Source organism: Centipeda periodontii DSM 2778, assembly GCF_000213975.1.
In the GTDB taxonomy this organism is placed as follows: Bacteria; Bacillota; Negativicutes; order Selenomonadales; family Selenomonadaceae; genus Centipeda; species Centipeda periodontii.
Genome location: NZ_GL892076.1, coordinates 1,200,748 through 1,220,897, shown reverse-complemented (window position 1 = coordinate 1,220,897; position 20,150 = coordinate 1,200,748). Strand labels below are relative to the sequence as shown.

Genomic DNA, 20,150 nt, shown 5'->3' with positions numbered 1-20,150 from the left:
CGCTGATAAATTCAGTGCGCATCCTTTACGAGACGTAGTACACACGATTCGCGCGGCGTGCAGGCGGCTTTGGCAAATCGCCGTCGCGGTAGCCGAGCGCGCAGTGCCCGACGCCGATGTATTCGCCCTCAATACCGATCTTTTTCAACAGGTCTTTGTAGTAAGGCTCTTCGAACGCCTCCTTCGCGCGGTTGATCCAGATCGTGCCAAGCCCAAGTGCATGCCCCGCGAGCATGAGGTTGCCGAGGACGAGGCTGCCGTCCTCAACCGCCGTAGGAACGACCTTCGGTGCAAGTACCATAAGGATGACAGGCGCTCCATAGAATGGGTCATGTCCCTCCTGCCAGCCGCCGATGCGGCAGTTGTCGCGCGAGATCTGTGTGCGCAGATCGGGATTCGTCACGGCGACGATGATCGGTGACTGCTTGCCCTTCCCGCTCGCGGCATAGAGCCCCGCCTCGATCACCTCGTCGATGAGTGCCTGCGGCACTTCGTCGGCTCTAAATTTCCGAATGCTACGGCGTTCGATCATATCTTTGATGGTGCTGTTCATTGTCCTGACCTCCTTGCCTTGATACCTGCGACGATGCGCGCGACGAGTGCGGTCCGCGCAAACGGCGTGATGATATAGTAACCGTCGATGTACGGCTCGATGTCCTTCGCGATCTCGAGCGAGAGCTTCACGGCAAGCTCCTCCGCCTCCGCACGATCCAACCCGTGATAGGCATTGATGATGCGCTCCTCGACGTGAATGCCCGAGATCTCACTCTCCATAAAGCGCGCGTTGCGCTCGCTGACAACGGGCATGATGCCGCCGAGGATCAGTGCTCCGGGCAGAGTGTCGCGTGCCGTGCGCATGTTCTCCTTCGCCCGCGCGCTCAGAACGGGCTGTGTGAAGAAGCCCGTCATGCCCGCCTCCATCTTCTTTTTCGCGAGACCGAGCTGCGATGGAAAATGCTGCGAGTTCACATTAAGCGCCCCGAATATGTGGAACGGCACTACATCACCGCGCTCGCCGAGGTTCGTGATGAATGCGGAGAGTTTGCGCGAGTTGAACTGATAGACGCTCTTCACCTCGTCGCGCTCTGCCGTCGGAATCGGATCGCCCGTGATCGCAATCATATTGTGCACGCCCTCGGCACTCAGACCGAGGAGGATGGACTTGATCGCGTTGAGGTTGCGGTCGCGGCAGGTCATATGCGGAATCGGTTCGAGTCCAAGGCTGCGGTGCACGCGCCCTGCGAGCATTGCCGCGTCCATGCGTGCGCGCGCGATGGGATTATCTGCGATCGTGATGGCAGAAACCCCCGCCGCCTGCAGTTCCCGTGCCCCCGCCATAAATTTATCCGCATTTCCGGTATCGGGCGGATCGAGTTCGACGGCAATGGGCATCTCCCCCGCCTTCAGAGCATCGAAGAAGGGGCTGCGCGAGGGGACGAGCTCCGTGCGCGTCTGCCATGCTCCTGCATCCTCCGAAGCATGCCCGCGATCTGCAAGTGCGGCACAGAGTGCGCGGATATGCTCCGGCGTCGTGCCGCAGCAGCCGCCGACAATGGAAACGCCGTCGCGCACAAGGGCGGCAAGTCCTTCTCCAAAGTACTTCGGCGCACTCTCATAGAAGGTGCGCCCGTCGATGACGATCGGATGTCCCGCATTCGGCATGAGGGAGAGCGGCAGGGAGCATGCACCGAGGAGGTGCACGAGCTCCTTCATCGACTGGACACCGCTGACACAGTTGAAGCCGACTGCGTCGATGTAGCCGCTCTCCGTAACCACGCGCACAAGCTCCTCGATGAAGAAGCCGTCGCGCGTATACCCGCCGGGGAAGGCGGAAAACGAGGTCAGGACGAACGCCTCGGGGCAGATCTGCTTGATATGTGCGGCGGTCTCAACCAGCCCCTCCGCAGAGGAATTCGTCTCAAAGATGAAGTGCCGTGCGCCCGCAGCGAGGAAGATATCGCTCAGGAAGCGGTATTCCTCGACAATATCCGCAGGCGGCAGCCCCGTGACGGGGCCGATGTCAGCAAAGACATATGCCCCGAACGGCTCTGCGGCGCGTGCGGCAAGCGTCCATCCCGTGCGGAGGATGCCCTCGACGAGCGGCGTGTCCCCCTGATAGACGATGCGGTTCGCTGCAAACGTATTCGTCTTGATTGCGTGCGCGCCTGCACGCAGATACTCCGTATGGATCTCCTCAACGACAAGAGGTGTTTCGATGTTCGCGAGTTCCACGCCCTTGCCGCGCGTATGCGTCCTCTGCGCGTAATACGTACCCATGCCACCATCAAAGACGAGCGGCTCTTTTCGTATGTGTTCCCGTATATCGATGCGCTCCTGCGTCATATGTATGAGCCTCCTTGCCTATCTTTTGCTATCCCAGAACGCGGCGTGCGATCTCGACAATGCTGCGTGCATCGCCCGCATAATAATCTGCGCCGATCTCCTTCGCGTAGTCTTCCGTAAGTACGGCGCCGCCGACCACGGTCTCGCAGGGATGCCCCGCCTCGTGGAGGGCGTCAATCGTGCGCTTCATCGCCGTGACCGTCGTCGTCATCAGCGCGGACAGCCCGATCAGCCCGACCTTCTTTTCAATCGCAACCTCCACCACGCGTGTGACAGGCACGTCACGCCCGAGGTCGATGATCTGATATCCGTAGTTCTCAAGGACGACCTTGACGATGTTCTTGCCGATGTCATGGATGTCGCCTTCGACCGTCGCGAGGATGATCTTTCCCTTCGAGACCCCCTGCCCCTCCTCGGCGAGCCGCACCTTGATGAGTTCGAGGCCTGCCGTCGCCGCGTTTGCCGCATTGATGAGCTGCGGGAGGAAAATGATCTCCTTCTCGTAGCGATCACCCACGATGTCGAGCGCGGGGATGACCTTCTCCTGAATGATCTCCATCGGCGCCATCTCCGTGAGGAGCTTGCGCGTAATGCGCTCGGCATCGTCGCTCAGCCCTCGGATAATGGCGTCCATCAGCGGATCAACCGCGTCTGCACTCTCTGCCGCCACCGTCTGCACAGCGCCCGCCGACTCATCGCCCGTGATGCCGAGCTCCTTGCGGCGGCGCATCTCCGCCTGCTCTGGCGCAAAGCGCTCGATGTACGCAGCGCAGTCCACGTCCTCGCCCGAAACGGCACGGAAGGAGACGACGGCATCCATCACGCCCTTCGTATTCGGATTGATGATCGGGAAATCCAGTCCGACGTGCATCGCCTGGATGAGGAAGTTCTCCGTCATGTGTCCGCGTGCGGGCAGTCCGAACGAGATGTTGCTGACACCGAGCGCACAGTGGAGTCCAAGACGCTCATGCACCTCGCGCACGGCACGCAGTGTCTCCATCGCCTGCTCCTGCTGCGCCGAGACCGTGAGTGTCAGACAGTCGATGATGATATCCTCGCGATCAAGTCCGTACTTCTCCGCCTCGGCAACGATGCGCTCGGCGATGGCGACACGCTCCGCTGCCGTTTCGGGCAGCCCCTTCTCGTCCATCGCAAGACCGAGCACCGCCGCGCCGTAGTGCTTTGCGAGCGGGAAAATGGCATCCATGCGCTCGCGCTCACCGCTCACCGAGTTGATGATGACGCGCCCGTTCGTCACGCGCAGCGCCGCCTCGATCACCCGCGGATTTGCCGAGTCGATCTGCAGCGGCAGGTCAACGACGCTCTGCACCGCCTTGACAACGTACGGAATGATCTTTTCTTCGTCCACACCCTGCGCACCGACGTTGATGTCGAGCACTTGCGCACCCGCCTCCTGCTGGGAGATCGCGAGCTTCTTAATGTAGCCGTAGTCCTCCTCGAGAAGCGCCTGTTGGAGGCGCTTCTTCCCCGTCGGATTGATGCGCTCGCCGATGACGTTGAGCTTGCCGTATTCGGCAACGCGTGCGGGCGACGCGATCCCCTTGCGCTTTTTCCGCACGGGACGCTCTGCCGCGCCGGCTGCCACGGATGCCGAGAGTGCGCGGATAAAGTCGGGCGTCGTGCCGCAGCAGCCGCCCATGATGACGGCACCGCGCCGTGCAAATTCCGCCATCTCGCGCCCAAAATCCTCCGCCGTCATCTCATAGGCTCCCGTGCGCGGATCGGGGAGCCCTGCGTTCGGCTTGACGATGATCGGCAGATCGGTCCACTCCATCAACGCGTCGACGATCGGCAGGAGCTCCACGGGTCCGAGCGAGCAGTTGACACCGAGCGCCGCGACGCCGAGCGCATCGAGCGTAACCGCGACGGACGGAACGGCTGCGCCAAGAAAGGTGCGCCCGTTCTGCTCGAAGGTCATCGTCACCCAGATCGGCAGCTGCGTATGCTCCTTCGCCGCGAGCACCGCTGCCTTGACCTCATAGAGATCGGTCAGCGTCTCGAAGATCACGAGATCGGCACCCGCCTCCGCGCCCGCGACCACCATCTCACGGAAGAGCTCATAGGCGTCCTCGAACGAGAGCGTGCCGAGCGGCTCAACGAGCTCGCCGATCGGACCGATGTCGAGCGCAACGCGCACGCCCGAAACACCGGAGTTCTCCCCCGCACGGCGTGCCGTGCGCACATTCTCTTCGATGACCTCGGCGACGGACTTGCCCGTCCCCTCGAGCTTGTGTCCGTTCGCACCGAAGGTATTGCTGTAGATGACGCGGCTGCCCGCCGCAATATAGTTCCGATGGATCTCCTCGATCACCTCGGGATGATCCAAGCCGAAGAGCTCGGGGCGCTCGCCCGGCGCGAGTCCGCGCGCCTGCAGCTGTGTGCCCATGCCTCCGTCTAATATAATAATATCGCTCATTTCATATCTCCTATTTAATGTCTTTAGGTTCTTGCCCCTTCCCGGCATCTGCGCCCCGCCTTGCGGAACGGACAGGTGCGGAACATCAGACAGTGCTCGCAGTCCGGCGGTCGGTGCGGCTGCGGCGTGCGTGCGATACCCATGATCGCCGTCACGGATTTGCGCGGAACCATGATCGTCGTCGGTGTCAGCGACACGCCGATGCGGCGCGTCATATCGAGCAGCGCAAAGAACTTCGGCTGCTCCGAGATCGGCAGATCGCCGTAGCCGGGGCTGAAGCGATCCGTCAGATAGCGCCCCTCCGCCTCGACGGTGCGGCGCATGTCGCTCTCAAAGTTATTGCAGATATTCTCGATCGCCGTACTCGCGCAGGCGTCCATGATGACGGAGTCCGCCGCATTCACGACCTCATAACGCATCATCAATCGCTCGACACCGGGGCCGAGCGTCGCACCGAAGAGCACGACCTCCTCACAGGGCTCGAGCATCCGCGGAATGTCATTCCCTGCAAATGTGACGCCGAGCACGGCGCCATCCTCAAGCGGAGCATGACGATACGTCAGGCGCGGCGTCGCTGCCGCGAGCACCTCATCCGTGCAGCGCCGAATCTGCGCCGCGATCTCCTCCGTCAGCTCCTGCCCGCGAAACCCGAGATACTTTAGGATTTCGTTCATATTCAGCGTTGTAAAACGCGGTTCAAACATAGCCTCTCCCATTTCCGTAATGACGTTACAATATAGTACACAAGATAAGAGATTATATCACATTCGGACACTCCTCACAAATATACTTTTGTCATGTCATGATATGTGTGCTATAATACTGCACTATCTTTTATATTGTATATTGCAAAATTTTTTCAAGGGGGAATCGGAATGATCAAAGAGGCGATCAAAAAAGTCGTAGGCAAGGAGGATCTTACCTACGACGAAGCATATGCCGTTATGAACGAGATCATGTCGGGCGAGACCTCGGCGGTCGAGAACGCAGCCTACCTTGCCGCACTCTCCACAAAGAGCAGTGGTATGGAGACGATCGACGAGATCTCGGGATCTGCAGCAGCGATGCGCGAACACGCGGAGCGCGTTGAGCACGATATGGATGTCATTGATATCGTCGGCACGGGCGGCGACCACTCGGGCAGCATCAACGTTTCGACGACTGCCTCGTTCCTTGCGGCGGCGGCGGGACTCAAGGTCTGCAAGCACGGCAACCGCGCGGCATCCTCGTGGAGCGGCACGGCGGACTGCCTCGAGGCGCTCGGTGTCAACATCGACCAGCCGCCTGCAAAGGTGCGCGAGGAACTCGATGCCATCGGCATGGCATTCCTCTTCGCCCAGCGCTATCATCAGTCGATGAAGCATGTCGGCGCGATCCGCCGCGAACTCGGCATCCGTACGGTGTTCAACATCCTCGGCCCCTTAACGAATCCCTCCCGTCCCTCCTGCATGCTGCTCGGCGTCTACGGCGGGCATCTCATGCGCCCGCTCGCAAAAGTACTGCCGGGGCTCGGCGTGAAGCGTGCGCTCATCGTCCACGGAACAGATGGCATGGACGAGATCTCCATTGGCGCACCGACCCTCATTCGCGAGATTACAGACGGCACGGAAAGTGCATATGAGATCCGTCCCGAAGACTTCGGCATCACGCCCGCATCGAAGGAATCCATTCGCGGCGGCAAGCCGGATGAGAACGCTGCCGTCACGCGCGGCATTCTCAGCGGCGAGATCACAGATGCGCGCGCGGATGTCTGCCTCCTGAACGCGGGCGCTGCCATCTACATCGGCGGTGCTGCGTCCTCCATTGCCGACGGCATTGCAAAGGCACGTCAGACCATCGCGGACGGCTCGGCGCTCAAGAAACTCGAGGACTTCATCAAGATCTCCCAGTAAACGAAAGGAGTTTGCATATATGCAGGCACTCGAACAACTCAGTAACTTCGTCTCACGTTATATGGCATTATTCGTCATTCTGATCGCAGGCGTCTCCCTCTTTCAGCCTTGGACTTTTATTTGGACCGTTCCATGGATTACGATTCTGCTCGGCATCGTCATGTTCGGCATGGGGATGACACTGCGCTTTGAGGACTTCAAGCTCGTCCTGCAACGCCCGCGCGATGTCTTCATCGGTACGGTCGCGCAGTTCGGCATCATGCCGCTGCTCGCATGGGGACTTGCCCATCTTTTCTCCCTCCCGCCCGAGCTTGCGGCGGGCGTCATCCTCGTCGGCACCTGCCCCGGCGGCACCTCGTCGAACGTCATGACCTACCTCGCGCGCGGCGATGTGGCGCTCTCCGTCTCCATGACGATGGCATCCACCATCCTTGCGCCGATCATGACACCGCTCCTCACGCTCTGGCTGGCGGGCCAGTGGATTGACATCCCGGCAGAGAAAATGATGATCTCGATCGCGCAGGTCGTGATTGCACCGATCCTCCTCGGCATCCTCATCAATCACTTCTTTGAACGTCCCGTACAAAAGGTCGTCAAAGTGCTCCCTCTGATCTCCGTTGTCGCCATCGTCCTCATCGTCGGCGGCGTCGTTTCGGCGAATGCAGGCCGCATCATCGAGACGGGCGCACTCATCATGGTCGTCGTCATGTGTCACAACCTCCTCGGCTATGCGCTCGGTTTTCTCGTCGCCAAGGTGCTCGGCATGAACATGGCAAAGGTCAAAGCCGTCTCCATCGAGGTCGGCATGCAGAACTCGGGACTTGCGACCTCCCTCGCCCTCCTGCACTTCGGTGCAGCGGCAGCGATCCCCGGTGCGCTCTTCAGCGTTTGGCACAACATCTCGGGCTCGCTTGCGGCAAACTATCTATCTAGTCGGATGAAAAAGATTTCATAACAAAATATCTCATAAAATAAACTCCTTCAAAAATTCTAGAGAAATTTTGAAGGAGTTTATTTTTTTCTTCATTATCTTCATTAAAGGGAAATATATTTCCATATAGAATATACATTGTAAGATTACTTTAGGAGTTGATGATGCTATGAAATTGCAGTCAAGGATGCTTCTGTGGATCGGAGGTCCGTTCATCGCCATATTCATTGTGATGGCGGCATTCTCCTACCGGGAAGCAAGCACGATGATCGAGTCGGCGACGCAACGCGAGATGCGTGCGCTTGCTGAGTACCACGCAGAGCAGATCAACGCTGTCGTGGAAAGGCAGCGTGGGATATTGGAGGGGCTGGGGCAGGTGTGGTCAACGGAGCTGCCATCCACAGCATCTTTCATCTCTGCGGCAGCCGACTTTAGCGCGCGCAGCGATATCGATGGCATCTACCTCGGTATCCCAGGTCGTGATTTTCTCTACGGTCACGAGCGCATTGTGCCAAAGGAGGAGTTCGACCCGACCACACGTCCGTGGTACAAGATCGCAACCCAGCATGATGGCGTGCAGATCTCAAAGGTTTTCGTCAACGCATTCCACAACAAAAAGGTCGTTGCACTGAGTCGTGCACTCAAGCCCAGAGATGGAACGGAAGCCGTTCTCGGAATGGATGTCCCCTTCTCCATCATTGAGGAGAAGATTTCCGCCTTTAAGATTCGGGAAAACGGCGCCGCCTTCTTGCTCGATTCCGAGGGACGGTTCATCTACCACTCCGCGCTGACAATGGACAATAATGTGCACGAACAGGGCGAGGAGGCTGCAAAGCGCTTCCTCTCGAAGGAACCGCTCTTCTTTGAATCCAGTTATCAGGGCGTCGACTACTACTATGCCGTCCATCCGGTCGGCAATACGGGCTGGTTCCTCGTCCTCTTCGTGCCGAAGGAAGAAGTGCTTTCCGACGTGGCAACGCTGAAATGGGCGATGATCGCGGGACTCCTCCTCTCACTTTCCCTGCTCTCCCTGCTGCTCTATCGCATTGCGCGCTCCATTGCAGGACCGCTTGAGAACATGGCGGCAGCAGCAAGCGAGGTTGCAAAGGGAAATCTCGGCATTGTCCCGCCTGATCTCGATCGTACGGACGAAATCGGACAGCTGCACAATGCCTTCCTCGCCATGGTCAAGGGACTACGCGACCTCATTCAGAGCGCTGCACAGACGGCAGAGCAGCTTGCTGCCGCCTCCGAGCAGCTGACCGCCTCGGCGGATCAGTCGGCACAGGGCGCACAGCACGCAGCTGAGGCAATCGTCAAGATCACGGACAGCACAATGGAGCAGCGCGATACCGTTGACGAATCTTTCAAGACCGTCGACCGTATCACCCATGCCATCAACGACATTACGAACGGCATCACCGCTGTTTCTGCTGCAACGCATCGCGCCGAGAAAGCAACAGTGGAAGGGCAGCAGGGGCTCAGTGTTGCCGTCAAGGGCATGGATGTCCTCAATCAGAGCGCACAGAATGTCGCCGAGGCGGTTACGGCACTCTACGAGAGCTCCAAGCGCATCTCCGAGATCGTCGAGATGATTACCGAGATTGCGGGGCAGACCGACCTCCTCGCACTCAATGCAGCCATTGAGGCGGCACGCGCGGGCGAACAGGGACGCGGCTTCGCCGTCGTCGCCGAAGAAGTTCGAAAGCTCGCTGAGCAGTCCGAGAACGCCGCACAGGAGATTACGGGGCTCATCACCGAGAACGCAAACCGCATCGAGGACACGTTCAAGGTCATGCAGAAACAGAAGGAACACGTCGGCGAGGGCGTCAATCAGGTCAATCAGGCAGGCGAACAGTTCGATCGCATCGCCGGAGTCGTCAGCGAACTCACCGAAAAGGTCGATGTCATCCTGAAGAGCGCCGAGGGCATAAAGGAAGGCAGCGCACGCATGTTCACCTCCGTCGAGGCGGTGCAGAAGGTCTCGAACGCCGTGAGTTCCGAGGCGGAGAACGTTTCCGCCGTATCCGAGGAGCAGGCAGCATCCATGCAGGAGATCGCAGCCGCGAGCCAGACACTGGCGCAGCTCGCTCAGGATCTGCAGAGGCTTGTCGGGCGCTTCTGCTTGTAATACCGACGCTGGAAACACACAAAAGGGCTGTTGTACGAAGCGAGAAAACTTCGTACAACAGCCTTTGTCATTATGTCAGATATATCGCGGCAAGCGCCACTTCCACCGTGCCGCATGGAGGAGGCTTGGGTGTACGGTATCTTAGCTTCCCCCGTTGCTGACCTGTCCAAGAAGCAAGTCCGTAGGACGCAGCTGATTGGGAAACAGGTCGTATGCGAAAACGTCCCAAGAACACGAACACAAGTGAAGTGTGATTGGTTGACATTGACCGCCACGGGGGAAGTGCCGAGCAACGCGAGGCGAAAGGGGCGCCTGTTCCTTATACGTATCTCCTGCTCAGAACTGATACGTCACTTGCAGACGCGCATAGTCACCGAGGTGGAAATGCTCCGGTCCATAGAGCGTATCACGCGTATTGATACCCTTCGCACCAAACGTGTAGAACGCCTCGACCATGAGGTTCTGCACGGGGACATAGCCCGCACCGATGGTAAAGCTCTTGATGCCGTCGAGGTAGCGGTCGGGCAGAGATTCCGTCCCATTGCCGCCAAAGAACGAGCCGTGCTCGAACCGCTTGTAGTCAATGAACGCGTTCCAACTGCCCGCGACATCCATATCCGCCTGACCGACATCGAGGCGCATGACCCAGAACGTCGGCGTATTGCCGCGCTCACGTCCCTTGATGTCAAACGTCGATGTGCCCGACGTATGCTCATAGCGCGTGTGACCGTTCATATAGCGTCCGAAGTCCGTGAAGTTCGCGCCGTAGTCGAACGAAAGTGCGGCGTTCTTCGTGAGGCGGTAGCGCGCACCGACACCGACGACATTCGCGAGCGTGTCGAACGTATCGACATCATTCCCCGTGCCGTTCGCCGCGTGGAACGTATGCGAGTTGCCGCCGAGCGAGCGCAGATAGAACGCCGCAACGCCAAGATTCGGCATAACCTCGTGGCGCACCTGCATATATGCCGCCTGCTTGATCGCGGGAATGCGATCCTGTTCGAGCACAGTGCCGAGCTGGCGGACGATATAGCCCTCCTTTCCGAGCAGGTGCAGTGGCAGCGTACTCCCTTCCTCCGGGCTCCATATATCATTACCGGTCAGACTTCCAATAAAGCTCTGGGCGAGCTCGGACACTCCCTTATCGCCTGCCGCAACAAGTCCATCATCGATTGTGTAAAAGCCCTCGCCAAGCGGCAGCACACCATATACGCTTCGATAGTGACTCTTGCCCCATACGGATTGAATGGTGTGCTCTTTTGCCTCCTCCTTTGTCATGGTGGTAAAATCGCCGGGCTTCAGGCTGTTCAGCGGTACGCCATACCCGCGCCCCCACATACTGGATCGATCTGACTCCACCATGGTTTCTTTGCCGTTATAAACGCCATAGCCATAAAAATCAACCGTAAAGGTATATTCTCCCTCTTCATGAAGTCCCCAACTACGAACATATTGTGTCTCTGTCTTCGTCGTTTCCATCTGGGGCTCGGCATCATCCCATGCAGCACGGGCAAGACTCTCCATCTTTTCCTGATTGAAGCGATCCTCATACGGAATTGCTGTTTGCGGATGCAGGGCTTCATAAACATCCCCTGTGGGCTGTGTGAGATATTCCCCCACGATATTTCCGTCCTCATCTCGAACCGTCGTACGGTACCAGACAAAATCGTCATGCGAAAGCTCCCAATCGGTAGAGAAAAGATGCTGATTGAGTTTCTCGTAGGCGTCAGGATCATTCCGACGAATCACATCCATATATTCGTCGATGATTTGCTTCTCCTCCGCGAGGCTTCCCACCTTTACGAGGCGCTGATACAAGCCTTCAAAACCGGGGGTATCTTTGATCATAGAGATATAGTTCGGCACATCAGGGATATCACCAGATCTCATTCCGCCGGGATAGAGATCCCTGTACCCAAGCCACTCCTCCCGCGTTGCGGAGCGCAGAAAGATCTGCGTCGTCGCGTGTGTATATGCCGAGTCCGCGACGCCCGTCGAGCGGCGGAAATCGCCGTATCCGAGGCGTACCTGCGTCCTCTTGCCCGTCCAGACGGCACGCCCGCCGTCATACTCCTTGCCGAAGTAGTAACCTGTGACACCCATCGGTTCGGTCAGCCGCCCGAGGGAGAAGTCCCATGCCTTTGCATGGCGCGTCACATCCGCCGTGTCGAGGCGTGCATGATTCAGCCCCTTCGACTGTGCCACATCTGTCCCCGTATCGACGCCCGCCGTACTCGCGAGACTGCCGAGGACGGTAATGTTCGTATTCGCGTCGAGGCGCGCATCCACGCCTGCGCGCAGGCGCTGCTCGAAGCCGTGCTCCGCCTTTTCGAGGTAGTTCTTATATGCGCTGCCAACGCTCGCCGTCGTCGTCACGCGCATCTCGGACGGCTTCACCTTCCCCGTAAAGCTGTTCCAACGCCAACGGTAGTCGCCGATCACGCGCAGACCAAGTTCCTTCTCCACATCGAACGGTGGAATAATAAAGCGTGCGTTTTTTTCCAAGATGGCGTTATTTGTCTCCGTGCGCGCCGCGCGCTCCTCCGGCGTCAGATCCCGTGTCTCGCTGTCCGCGCCGAACTTCAGATTGACTCCGATGCGATACATCCGCTCTTGGAAGGCGCGGTCGTCGTCACGGTGGTTCAGGATGTTGTCCACGCCAATATAGGCGCTCGAATCCTTGCCGAGATCCTTTTGCAGGATAAAGTTCCAGATGCCGAACGACTTCTTCTCGTAGGTCTGCGTGCCGCCCTCGTGGAAGTTATAGTGCCACTTCTCACCGTCCCAGTCATAGTAGTTGCCGTTGTTCGCAATGCTGTTGCTGTCGAGCATATTGAGATAGTAATTGCCCCAGAGCGTTGCACGCCAACCCGCATTTTCGTATGTAACGCCGAGGTCGATCTTGTGCTGCGGGCGATCGAGCAGACGGCGCGGCATTGTCGGATCGCTCTTATTGATTGCATGGAGGAAGGTATAGCCGACCTTCGTCGACCAATGACGGTCAAAGCGATGGTTGTACTCCGCCTCAAGCCCCGTGATCTCCGCCCGCCCAATGTTCTTAAAGCTATAGATCATATCAGTAGGCGCCCACCATTTTCCATCACTTGAAAGTTCGGGATGAAAGTCCATCAGGTAGCCCGTGAAATAGGTCGTCATATAGTCCTTGATACGATTGTGGAAGGCATTGATGCGGAAGCTGTCCCTACCGTTCCTGCTCTCTCCCTCAAGACCAATGTCGAAATTCACGGACTTCTCCGGCTTCAGATCGGGGTTGCCAACCCAGTAGTAGCCGAGACGTGCGCGATCGATTCCCATCGGCGCACCGGCGTACATCTCCCAATTATAGTACAGCTCGCCCATGCCCGGCTCGGTATAGCCCGTGCCGAGATTCGCCTTGAAGCGATAATTCGATTTCCCGCCGATGTTGTGCGTCATGCCGATGTTGAATGTCGCGTGCGTGCCGAAAAGATTGCTGTTATCCACGCGCAGGATCGGAGAGAGAATCGTATCCTTGTTGACCTGCCATGTATCCTGCACAAAGACATACTGCTTCTTGATCTCTGCCGTGCCGATGGTCTGCTGATTCTGCCGATTTGCAAATTCCTCCATGAATGTTTTCCGTGCCAGCGTAAGTGGCGCCCCAACCACTCTTCATAATAGAATCTCATAATTGAGCGCGCGCTTGCATCCGGATCTACGAGATATTCTAGGTTTCGTGGGTCTGCCTTAAGCTGTTCGGCAAACGCCTCGCGTTTCGCCTCAATCTCCGGGGGAACAACAATATCCGGGTATTTTTGAAAATCCTCATAGGTAAACGGGGGCAGAACTACTTTGCCGTTTTCATTCTTATATCCATATCGTTCATAATCACTGTCATACTTCGGAATGCCTGCTGAATTGCGTGTCATCGCATAGTCATGGACAAGAGACATGGGCGCTTTTTCACCGGGTTTTGTCCAAAGATTCTTGTCGTAGTCCCACGGATTGATGGTACGCGTGTAGGTGTTGGGCGAATTTTTGAGGCGGCTGCCCTCCCCCTTTTCCTGCGTGAAACCAACACCGTAGGAGAGCAGATGATTGTCACTCACCTGCGTATTTGCCGACGCCTTGATGCTCCACTGCCTATGCATAACGTCGTCAACATAGTTGAGCCAGTTCTTCCCCTGATAAGTTGGGTTGTTATAGTACGAAGTGAGCGTAATGTCATCCTCATTCATCTTTGTGTAGTCGAGATCGACCTTCCAATCCGAAGCGCCGCTGCGCCCCGCATAGGAGAGGCGATAATTGTCACGGTCAATCTCCCGCTTGAAATTTTGAACCGGTTCCATAAACGAGTTGGAACGCTTGACATATCGCTTCATATCCTCGTTCACATGATCGAGACTGAATGAGAGGCTGTGATCCTTCGAGATGTCATAGGCGGCTGTCATGCCGATGTTCTTGATGTCGCCGTAGTATCGCAGGGAATTTCGAACCGTTTCGTTCTCGCCAACCTCAAAGGTCCTCTCACCATAGATCGGCATAATGTCGCGCTTACCGCCGTACGCCGCGACACGAAACTTTCCGACCTGCCCCGAGTCCGCACGCAGGAAGAAGTTCGTATAGGGGAATACGTCGCTGTCGCCCTTCGTGCGCCGTCCCTCAAGGTTCAGCTGCAGTCCCGCCTTCTTCGCCGCCTCCTTCGTAATGACGTTGACGACGCCGCCAATCGCGTCCGCGCCGTACTTTGCACTCGCCGCTCCGCGAATGATCTCGATGCGTGCGACGTTCTCCGTCCCAAGTCGCTGCAGCTCATCGCCCGCACCAGAGTATTTTGAGAGGTCACCCATGACGGGCTGACCGTCGATCAGGATGAGTGTATGACGCGGTTCTGCGCCGCGAATAGAGACCGTTACACGCCCCATCGCGTCGATATTTCGCGTCATACCCGTCTCGTCAAAGATGATGTCCTCGACAGACTTCGCCTGTTTCTTCGCAATGTCCTCCGCCGTAATGATCGTCGTCGACTGCGACTCGTACTTCGCCTCTTCCTTCGCCGCGTCTGCCTCTACCTGAACATCTGCGGTGGAGTAGTCACCCCCTCGTTCCGAACTTTCGTTCGCAAACACAAGAGAGGAAGAAGCCGCGATGTGAAGGAGTATCACGCATGTGAGTGCTGTCCTTGCTCTCGTTTTCATAGAAAACACCTTTCTATCCTTTGAAATACGGTTAATAAAGCACAATTTGATAGAATGATTCCATCTATCAATTTAATATTGATATTATATCATAGATTTTTCATATTTCTAGAGGTGTTTGATAAAAAAAATAATTATCAAATAAATCGAAAAAAAAGAGCTGACCCAATGGGTCAGCCCCTGTTATGTTCCGATTCCCATGCGGGAAACAGATTAGTGGTTGAACATATTGCGCAGTGCCTGCTTGTTGACCTCGCGGTTCAGCTGTGCGAGATGCTGCGTGAGCTTGATGCTCTTCGGGCAGACGCGTTCACAGTTCTGGCTGTTGCCGCAGCTCGTGATGCCGCCCTTCTCCATCAGCGCATTGAGACGCTTCGGCGCATCGAACTTTCCGAGCGGATGGAGGTTAAAGAGCAGTGTCTGTGCCGTCGGCGCAGGACCGATGAAGTCGGACTGCGGGCCGACGTTCGGGCACGCCTCGAGGCAGCAACCGCACGTCATGCAGTGCGACAGCTCATAGCACGTCTCCGCCGTATACGGATTCTGAATGGGGGCATCCTTGTTGTCCCATGTGCCGTCCACCTCGACCCAGCCATGAATGCGCTTGAGGCTCTCAAACATGACGGAGCGATCGATGAGGAGGTCGCGGATGACCGGGAACGTACGCGCCGGTTGGACACGGATCGGCTGCGTAAGATTGTCGATCAGCGCACAGCACGCCTGCTGTGCACGACCGTTGATGACCATCATGCACGCGCCGCAGACCTTCTCAAGGCAGTTGCACTCCCAGACCGGAGGCGGAACGCGCTTGCCGTCCACCGTCACGGGGTTCTTCTGAATCTCCATGAGGGATGCGACGACGTTGAGACCGGGACGATAGTCAACCTCGAACTCCTGCGTATAGGGGTTCTCGTTCGGTCCATCCTGACGCTCGATGATAAAACGAACTTTTTTCTGTTCTGCCATGACTTCTATCCTCCCTTACTCCTTCTTGGCGACGGCGTAGTTACGCGCACGCGCCTTGATGAGTGAATGCTCGAAATCCATGTAGCTGACCTGAGGCTCCTCGGTCTGCGGATCGTAGTCCACGATGGAGGTCTTCATGAAGCGCTCGTCATCACGGCCGTAGAACATGAGCTCACCATCGGCATCCGTCATGCGCTCACCCTTGTCGTCAAGCAGAATCTTCGCGTGTGCACCGCGGCTCTCATCGCGGCAGCGCGCAGCCTTCGTGACCGCCATCGCGTAGAGAATCATGTTGCGCAGCTGACGGACGAACATGGCTTCCTGATTTGCCCATGTGCCATGATCGGTCACGCCGATGTCATCCCAACGCTTGAGGATGCCCTTGAGCTTTTCGAGGCAGATATCGAGGCCCTTGTTGTCACGCTCAATGGAGACGTAATCGTACATGATCTCGCCCATCTCCTGATGGAGTTTGTGCGCGTTCTCGGAACCCGTCATATTGCGGATCTTATCAAACTCCGCGACACACTCCTTGCGTGCCATCTCGAGTTCTTCCTCCGTGAGTGCCGTGCCGAGCTCGCCGCTGCGTGCCCAGCGCAGAGCCTCAGGACCCGCAACGTAGCCGGAGTAGCTCGCCGAGAGAAGCGAGTTCGCACCGAGACGGTTCGCGCCGTGGTACTGGTGATCGCACTCCCCTGCCGCCATGAGACCGGGGATGTTCGTGTGGTGCATGCGGTCAACCCAGATGCCGCCCATCGAGTAGTGGACGGACGGGAAGATCTCCATCGGCACCTTGCGCGGATCCTGACCGACGAACTCAGAGTACATCTCAAGAATGCCGCCGAGCTTGTGCTCAAGATAGTCCGCAGGGATGTGCGAGAGATCCAAGTAGACGCGGCGGTCGTTGTTGACACCGAGCCCCATGTGCACGCAGACCTTGAAGATCGCACGCGAAGCAACGTCACGCGGAACGAGGTTGCCATATGCGGGGTACATCTCTTCGAGGAAGTACCACGGCTTGCCGTCCTTGTACGTCCAGACGCGGCCGCCCTCACCGCGGCACGCCTCGGACATGAGGCGATTCTTGTCCGAGCCCGGGATCGCGGTCGGGTGGATCTGAATGAACTCGGGGTTGCCGATGTGCGCCCCCTGCTGGTACGCGGAGGAAACCGCCGAGCCGTTGCAGATCGTGGATGCTGTGCAGCGTCCAAACACCTGGCCGGGACCGCCCGTTGCGAGAATGACGACATCCGCGGGGAATGCCTTGATCTCGTTCGAGTTCATGTTCTGTGCGACCAGGCCGCGAACGATGCCGTCCTTGTTCTTAATCGCGCGGATGTATTCCCAGAACTCGTACTTGGTGACCTTGCCCTTGACCTCCCAGCGGCGCACCTGCTCATCAAGTGCATAGAGCAGCTGCTGCCCGGTCGTGGAGCCGGCAAAGACGGTACGCTTGTTCTTCTGTCCGCCGAAGTTGCGCAGATCCAGCACACCCTCGGGCGTACGGTTGAACGGAACGCCCATGCGGTCGAACATCTTGACGAGCTTCGGTGCTGCCTCAACCATGCCCTTGACGGCAAGCTGGTCGGCGAGGAAGTCGCCGCCGTAAACGGTGTCGTCGAAATGCTCGTAGACACTGTCGTGCTCGCCCTTCGTATCCATGCAGGCATTCATGCCGCCCTGTGCGCAGAGCGAGTGCGAACGCTTCACCGGGCAATAGGAAAAGAGGTCGACCTTACCGCCGCCCTCGCAGATCTTCAGCGCTGCGAGAAGTCCCGCAAGACCGCCGCCGATGATCGCAATGTTATTTTCTGGTAGCTTAGCCATTCTGACTCTCCTTTGCTGCGGTTCTTACATGAAATAGCTTGCCATGAAGGCGAGTGTAATGAGGCTCATCAGTGTGCAGAGGCCCATCGACAGTGCGTTGATGACGGACTGTGCACGTGGCCCCTTGGCAATGCCCCACGTCATGCAGAACGTCGAGATGCCGTTGCAGAAATGGAAAATTGCTGCGAGCATACCGATCGTATACAGCACCGTATGAAGGATCGCATAGTCTCCCGTCACAAAGTAGGTGTAGAGCAGGTCATAGTTGATATGCGTTCCCATGACGCCCTTTTCCCATACGCGCATATAGCCGACGTGCCAGATGAGAAACGGGATGAGCAGCCATGCCGTATAACGCTGCACGGCGAACTGCCAGTTGCGGACGTAGCCATAATTGCTCGGGTTGTTCTTCGCCTGCGCCGCGATATAGATGCCGTAGATCGCGTGGAAAAGAATCGGTACGGCGATGGCAAAGACCTCAAGCCCGTAGAACACGGGACGCGGAATGAGATCCATCATGGCAAGCGAGTCATTGAACGCCTTCGCCCCGCCCAGCACGGTTGAGTTCGTGAAGACGTGCTCGAAGAGGAACACTCCGATGATGACAAGTCCGACCAATGAATGCAGCCGCCGCATGTAAAAGGTTGTGTGGAACATTTCATACCTCCTGAAATATGTAGACCTTTGGAGCCGCTGCCTCGAAGCATATCCGAGGCAGCGCCCCCGAATGATTTGTCATGCGCCAAACCATCGGCATGAACACTCTAATGAGGATGTGCGAGGCGGAATGCGAGCCGCCTTAGATTTTCCGATAGGGTTTCTGCCCCATCTCGTAGAAGTTGTTGCCCTCGGAGTCAATCACGACGATGCACGGGAAGTCCTCGACCGTCAGCTTTGCAACCGCCTCAGGACCGAGTTCGGGATAGCCCACGACTTCGTACTTCTTCACAGACTTCGCGATGAGCGCTGCGGCACCGCCGACTGCGGCAAAATAGGTAACGCCGTTCTTCTTCATCGACTCCACAACGGCAGCCGAGCGCGACCCCTTGCCCACCATGCCCTTGATGCCCTGCTCAAGCATCGTCGGCGTGTAGGCATCCATACGACCGGAAGTCGTGGGACCTGCCGAGCCGATCGGGTCACCCGGCTTCGCCGGCGTGGGACCGAGGTAGTAGACAATCTGATCGTGCCAGTCAACGGGCAGCGACTCGCCCTTTGCAAGCGCCTCCGTCATTGCCTTGTGCGCCGCATCGCGTGCGCTGATGATCGTGCCCGTGATGAGAACACTGTCGCCCGCCTTGAGCTTGCGTGACATTTCCTCCGTGAACGGAGTCGTAATACGGATGCTTTCCGCCATGAGTATTCCTCCCTAACGATAATACACAGTAAAGGCAATTACAGGACGCGATGCGCATGCCTGAGGGCATGGCAGCAGATCGTCACCGCAACCGGGAGGCCCGCGATGTGCGTCGCACCCCACTCAATGTTGACGGCAAGTGCGGTCGTCGTTCCGCCCAGCTGCGGTCCGATGCCCGTCTTGTTGATCATCTCGAGGAGCTCACCCTCAAGCTTTGCGTACTCGGGCATCGGATGGCGCTGGTCGATGGGACGCGTGAGCGCCTTCTTCGAGAGGAGCGCCGCCTGATCCATCGTTCCACCGATGCCGACACCGACCACCTCGGGCGGGCACGGATTCGGACCTGCATGCTGAACGATCTCCATGACAGCCTTCTTCACGCCCTCGACACCGTCCGCAGGAACAAGCATCTTGACACCGGACTTGTTTTCCGAACCAAAGCCCTTCGGTGCAATCGTGATGCTGAGTGCATCGCCGGCAACGACCTTCGTATAGATGACGCCCGGCGTGTTGTTCTGCGTATTCTTACGGTTGAAGAGGGGTTCCGCAACGACCGACTTGCGCAGGTACCCTTCCGTGTAGCCCTTCGCAATGCCTTCGTTGATCGCGTCCTCAAGGAGTCCGTCTGTGATGTGGAGATCCTGCCCGACCTCTACGAACACAATCGTCATGCCCGTATCCTGGCAATACGGACGATCCTCTTCACGCGCGATCTCAGCATTGCGAATGATCTGATCCAATACGACTCTTCCTACGGGTGACTCCTCCGTCTCTCGCCCCTTTTTGAGTCCCTCGTAGACATCATTGGGGAGATAATACGCCGCTTCTTTGCACATCTCGGCGACGTTCTCCGTGATTTCTTTTGCGTTTAGCTCTCGCAAAATAATCCCTCCTATAAATATAACTTATACACAGGTTAATTAGACTATATCATATTTTTTTCTTGCTTTCAAGTCTTTCAAATTCGCCCCAAAGCCTTGAAAAAAGTGAATCTCATTCAATTTCAGGAACGCACTCGCAAATTAAAACAATATCGTTCTTTTATTATTTATCTTATTGTTTTATATTTCAATCGAATTGATTAAGTTA

General features: G+C 57.3%; 13 protein-coding genes and 1 pseudogene. 3 read left to right on the top strand and 11 right to left on the bottom strand.

Annotation, left to right across the window (positions count from 1 at the left end):
- Positions 1 to 25: 25 nt before the first annotated feature.
- From HMPREF9081_RS05375 to HMPREF9081_RS05360, 4 genes are read right to left on the bottom strand one after another with little or no spacing between them, the layout of a single operon-like run.
- Complete coding sequence (locus HMPREF9081_RS05375) at positions 26 to 553, bottom strand: nitroreductase (protein WP_006306047.1); 528 nt, start codon at positions 551 to 553, stop codon at positions 26 to 28.
- On the bottom strand, positions 550 to 2,343 hold the full coding sequence (locus HMPREF9081_RS05370) for a bifunctional homocysteine S-methyltransferase/methylenetetrahydrofolate reductase (RefSeq protein ID WP_006306046.1): 1,794 nt from the start codon (positions 2,341 to 2,343) through the stop codon (positions 550 to 552). Before HMPREF9081_RS05370 ends, HMPREF9081_RS05375 begins: the two co-directional genes overlap by 4 nt.
- Before the next feature lie 28 nt (positions 2,344 to 2,371).
- Positions 2,372 to 4,780, bottom strand: coding sequence for a homocysteine S-methyltransferase family protein (locus HMPREF9081_RS05365; RefSeq protein ID WP_040394580.1), 2,409 nt, complete (start codon positions 4,778 to 4,780; stop codon positions 2,372 to 2,374).
- 23 nt (positions 4,781 to 4,803) lie between these two features.
- Positions 4,804 to 5,484 (bottom strand): vitamin B12 dependent-methionine synthase activation domain-containing protein, encoded by a 681-nt coding sequence (locus HMPREF9081_RS05360; RefSeq protein ID WP_040394578.1) that lies wholly within the window; start codon positions 5,482 to 5,484, stop codon positions 4,804 to 4,806.
- A 171-nt stretch (positions 5,485 to 5,655) separates the two neighbouring features.
- On the opposite strand from HMPREF9081_RS05360, the gene trpD reads away from it, so the two are divergent.
- The 3 genes from trpD (at position 5,656) to HMPREF9081_RS05345 (ending at position 9,734) form a co-directional block, all read left to right on the top strand.
- Positions 5,656 to 6,672, top strand: a complete 1,017-nt coding sequence (gene trpD, locus HMPREF9081_RS05355; protein ID WP_006306042.1) for an anthranilate phosphoribosyltransferase — start codon at positions 5,656 to 5,658, stop codon at positions 6,670 to 6,672.
- A gap of 19 nt (positions 6,673 to 6,691) precedes the next feature.
- Entirely contained in the window at positions 6,692 to 7,627 is a 936-nt protein-coding gene (locus tag HMPREF9081_RS05350) for a bile acid:sodium symporter family protein (RefSeq protein WP_006306041.1), read from the top strand.
- Between the two features lie 145 nt (positions 7,628 to 7,772).
- On the top strand, positions 7,773 to 9,734 hold the full coding sequence (locus HMPREF9081_RS05345) for a methyl-accepting chemotaxis protein (RefSeq protein WP_006306039.1): 1,962 nt from the start codon (positions 7,773 to 7,775) through the stop codon (positions 9,732 to 9,734).
- A gap of 336 nt (positions 9,735 to 10,070) precedes the next feature.
- On the opposite strand, the gene HMPREF9081_RS12775 is transcribed toward HMPREF9081_RS05345, so the two are convergent.
- The 7 genes and pseudogenes from HMPREF9081_RS12775 to HMPREF9081_RS05310 all read right to left on the bottom strand — a co-directional run bounded on the left by HMPREF9081_RS12775 (position 10,071) and on the right by HMPREF9081_RS05310 (position 19,942).
- Positions 10,071 to 13,343, bottom strand: a complete 3,273-nt coding sequence (locus HMPREF9081_RS12775) for a TonB-dependent receptor plug domain-containing protein (RefSeq protein WP_425358238.1) — start codon at positions 13,341 to 13,343, stop codon at positions 10,071 to 10,073.
- A 1,148-nt stretch (positions 13,344 to 14,491) separates the two neighbouring features.
- Positions 14,492 to 14,911: pseudogene (locus tag HMPREF9081_RS14790) on the bottom strand (TonB-dependent receptor plug domain-containing protein); the annotation flags it as partial.
- Positions 14,912 to 15,124: 213 nt separating this feature from the next.
- A complete protein-coding gene (gene sdhB / locus HMPREF9081_RS05330; protein WP_006306036.1) occupies positions 15,125 to 15,877 on the bottom strand; it encodes a succinate dehydrogenase iron-sulfur subunit in 753 nt (250 codons plus the stop codon).
- Positions 15,878 to 15,892: 15 nt separating this feature from the next.
- Positions 15,893 to 17,704, bottom strand: coding sequence for a succinate dehydrogenase flavoprotein subunit (gene sdhA, locus HMPREF9081_RS05325; RefSeq protein WP_006306035.1), 1,812 nt, complete (start codon positions 17,702 to 17,704; stop codon positions 15,893 to 15,895).
- Positions 17,705 to 17,728: 24 nt separating this feature from the next.
- Positions 17,729 to 18,361: a succinate dehydrogenase/fumarate reductase transmembrane subunit gene (locus HMPREF9081_RS05320; RefSeq protein WP_006306034.1), complete on the bottom strand. Its 633-nt coding sequence runs from the start codon at positions 18,359 to 18,361 to the stop codon at positions 17,729 to 17,731.
- Between the two features lie 142 nt (positions 18,362 to 18,503).
- On the bottom strand, positions 18,504 to 19,061 hold the full coding sequence (locus HMPREF9081_RS05315; RefSeq protein ID WP_006306033.1) for a Fe-S-containing hydro-lyase: 558 nt from the start codon (positions 19,059 to 19,061) through the stop codon (positions 18,504 to 18,506).
- A gap of 38 nt (positions 19,062 to 19,099) precedes the next feature.
- Entirely contained in the window at positions 19,100 to 19,942 is an 843-nt protein-coding gene (locus HMPREF9081_RS05310; protein ID WP_006306032.1) for a fumarate hydratase, read from the bottom strand.
- Between the last annotated feature and the right edge of the window lie 208 nt (positions 19,943 to 20,150).

What these genes read in the sequence shown, in the direction of transcription:
- HMPREF9081_RS05375 (WP_006306047.1), bottom strand. Translation starts at nt 553, where the DNA reads ATGAACAGCACCATCAAAGATATGATCGAACGCCGTAGCATTCGGAAA.
- HMPREF9081_RS05370 (WP_006306046.1), bottom strand. Translation starts at nt 2,343, where the DNA reads ATGACGCAGGAGCGCATCGATATACGGGAACACATACGAAAAGAGCCG.
- HMPREF9081_RS05365 (WP_040394580.1), bottom strand. Translation starts at nt 4,780, where the DNA reads ATGAGCGATATTATTATATTAGACGGAGGCATGGGCACACAGCTGCAG.
- HMPREF9081_RS05360 (WP_040394578.1), bottom strand. Translation starts at nt 5,484, where the DNA reads ATGTTTGAACCGCGTTTTACAACGCTGAATATGAACGAAATCCTAAAG.
- trpD (WP_006306042.1), top strand. Translation starts at nt 5,656, where the DNA reads ATGATCAAAGAGGCGATCAAAAAAGTCGTAGGCAAGGAGGATCTTACC.
- HMPREF9081_RS05350 (WP_006306041.1), top strand. Translation starts at nt 6,692, where the DNA reads ATGCAGGCACTCGAACAACTCAGTAACTTCGTCTCACGTTATATGGCA.
- HMPREF9081_RS05345 (WP_006306039.1), top strand. Translation starts at nt 7,773, where the DNA reads ATGAAATTGCAGTCAAGGATGCTTCTGTGGATCGGAGGTCCGTTCATC.
- HMPREF9081_RS12775 (WP_425358238.1), bottom strand. Translation starts at nt 13,343, where the DNA reads ATGGAGGAATTTGCAAATCGGCAGAATCAGCAGACCATCGGCACGGCA.
- sdhB (WP_006306036.1), bottom strand. Translation starts at nt 15,877, where the DNA reads ATGGCAGAACAGAAAAAAGTTCGTTTTATCATCGAGCGTCAGGATGGA.
- sdhA (WP_006306035.1), bottom strand. Translation starts at nt 17,704, where the DNA reads ATGGCTAAGCTACCAGAAAATAACATTGCGATCATCGGCGGCGGTCTT.
- HMPREF9081_RS05320 (WP_006306034.1), bottom strand. Translation starts at nt 18,361, where the DNA reads ATGTTCCACACAACCTTTTACATGCGGCGGCTGCATTCATTGGTCGGA.
- HMPREF9081_RS05315 (WP_006306033.1), bottom strand. Translation starts at nt 19,061, where the DNA reads ATGGCGGAAAGCATCCGTATTACGACTCCGTTCACGGAGGAAATGTCA.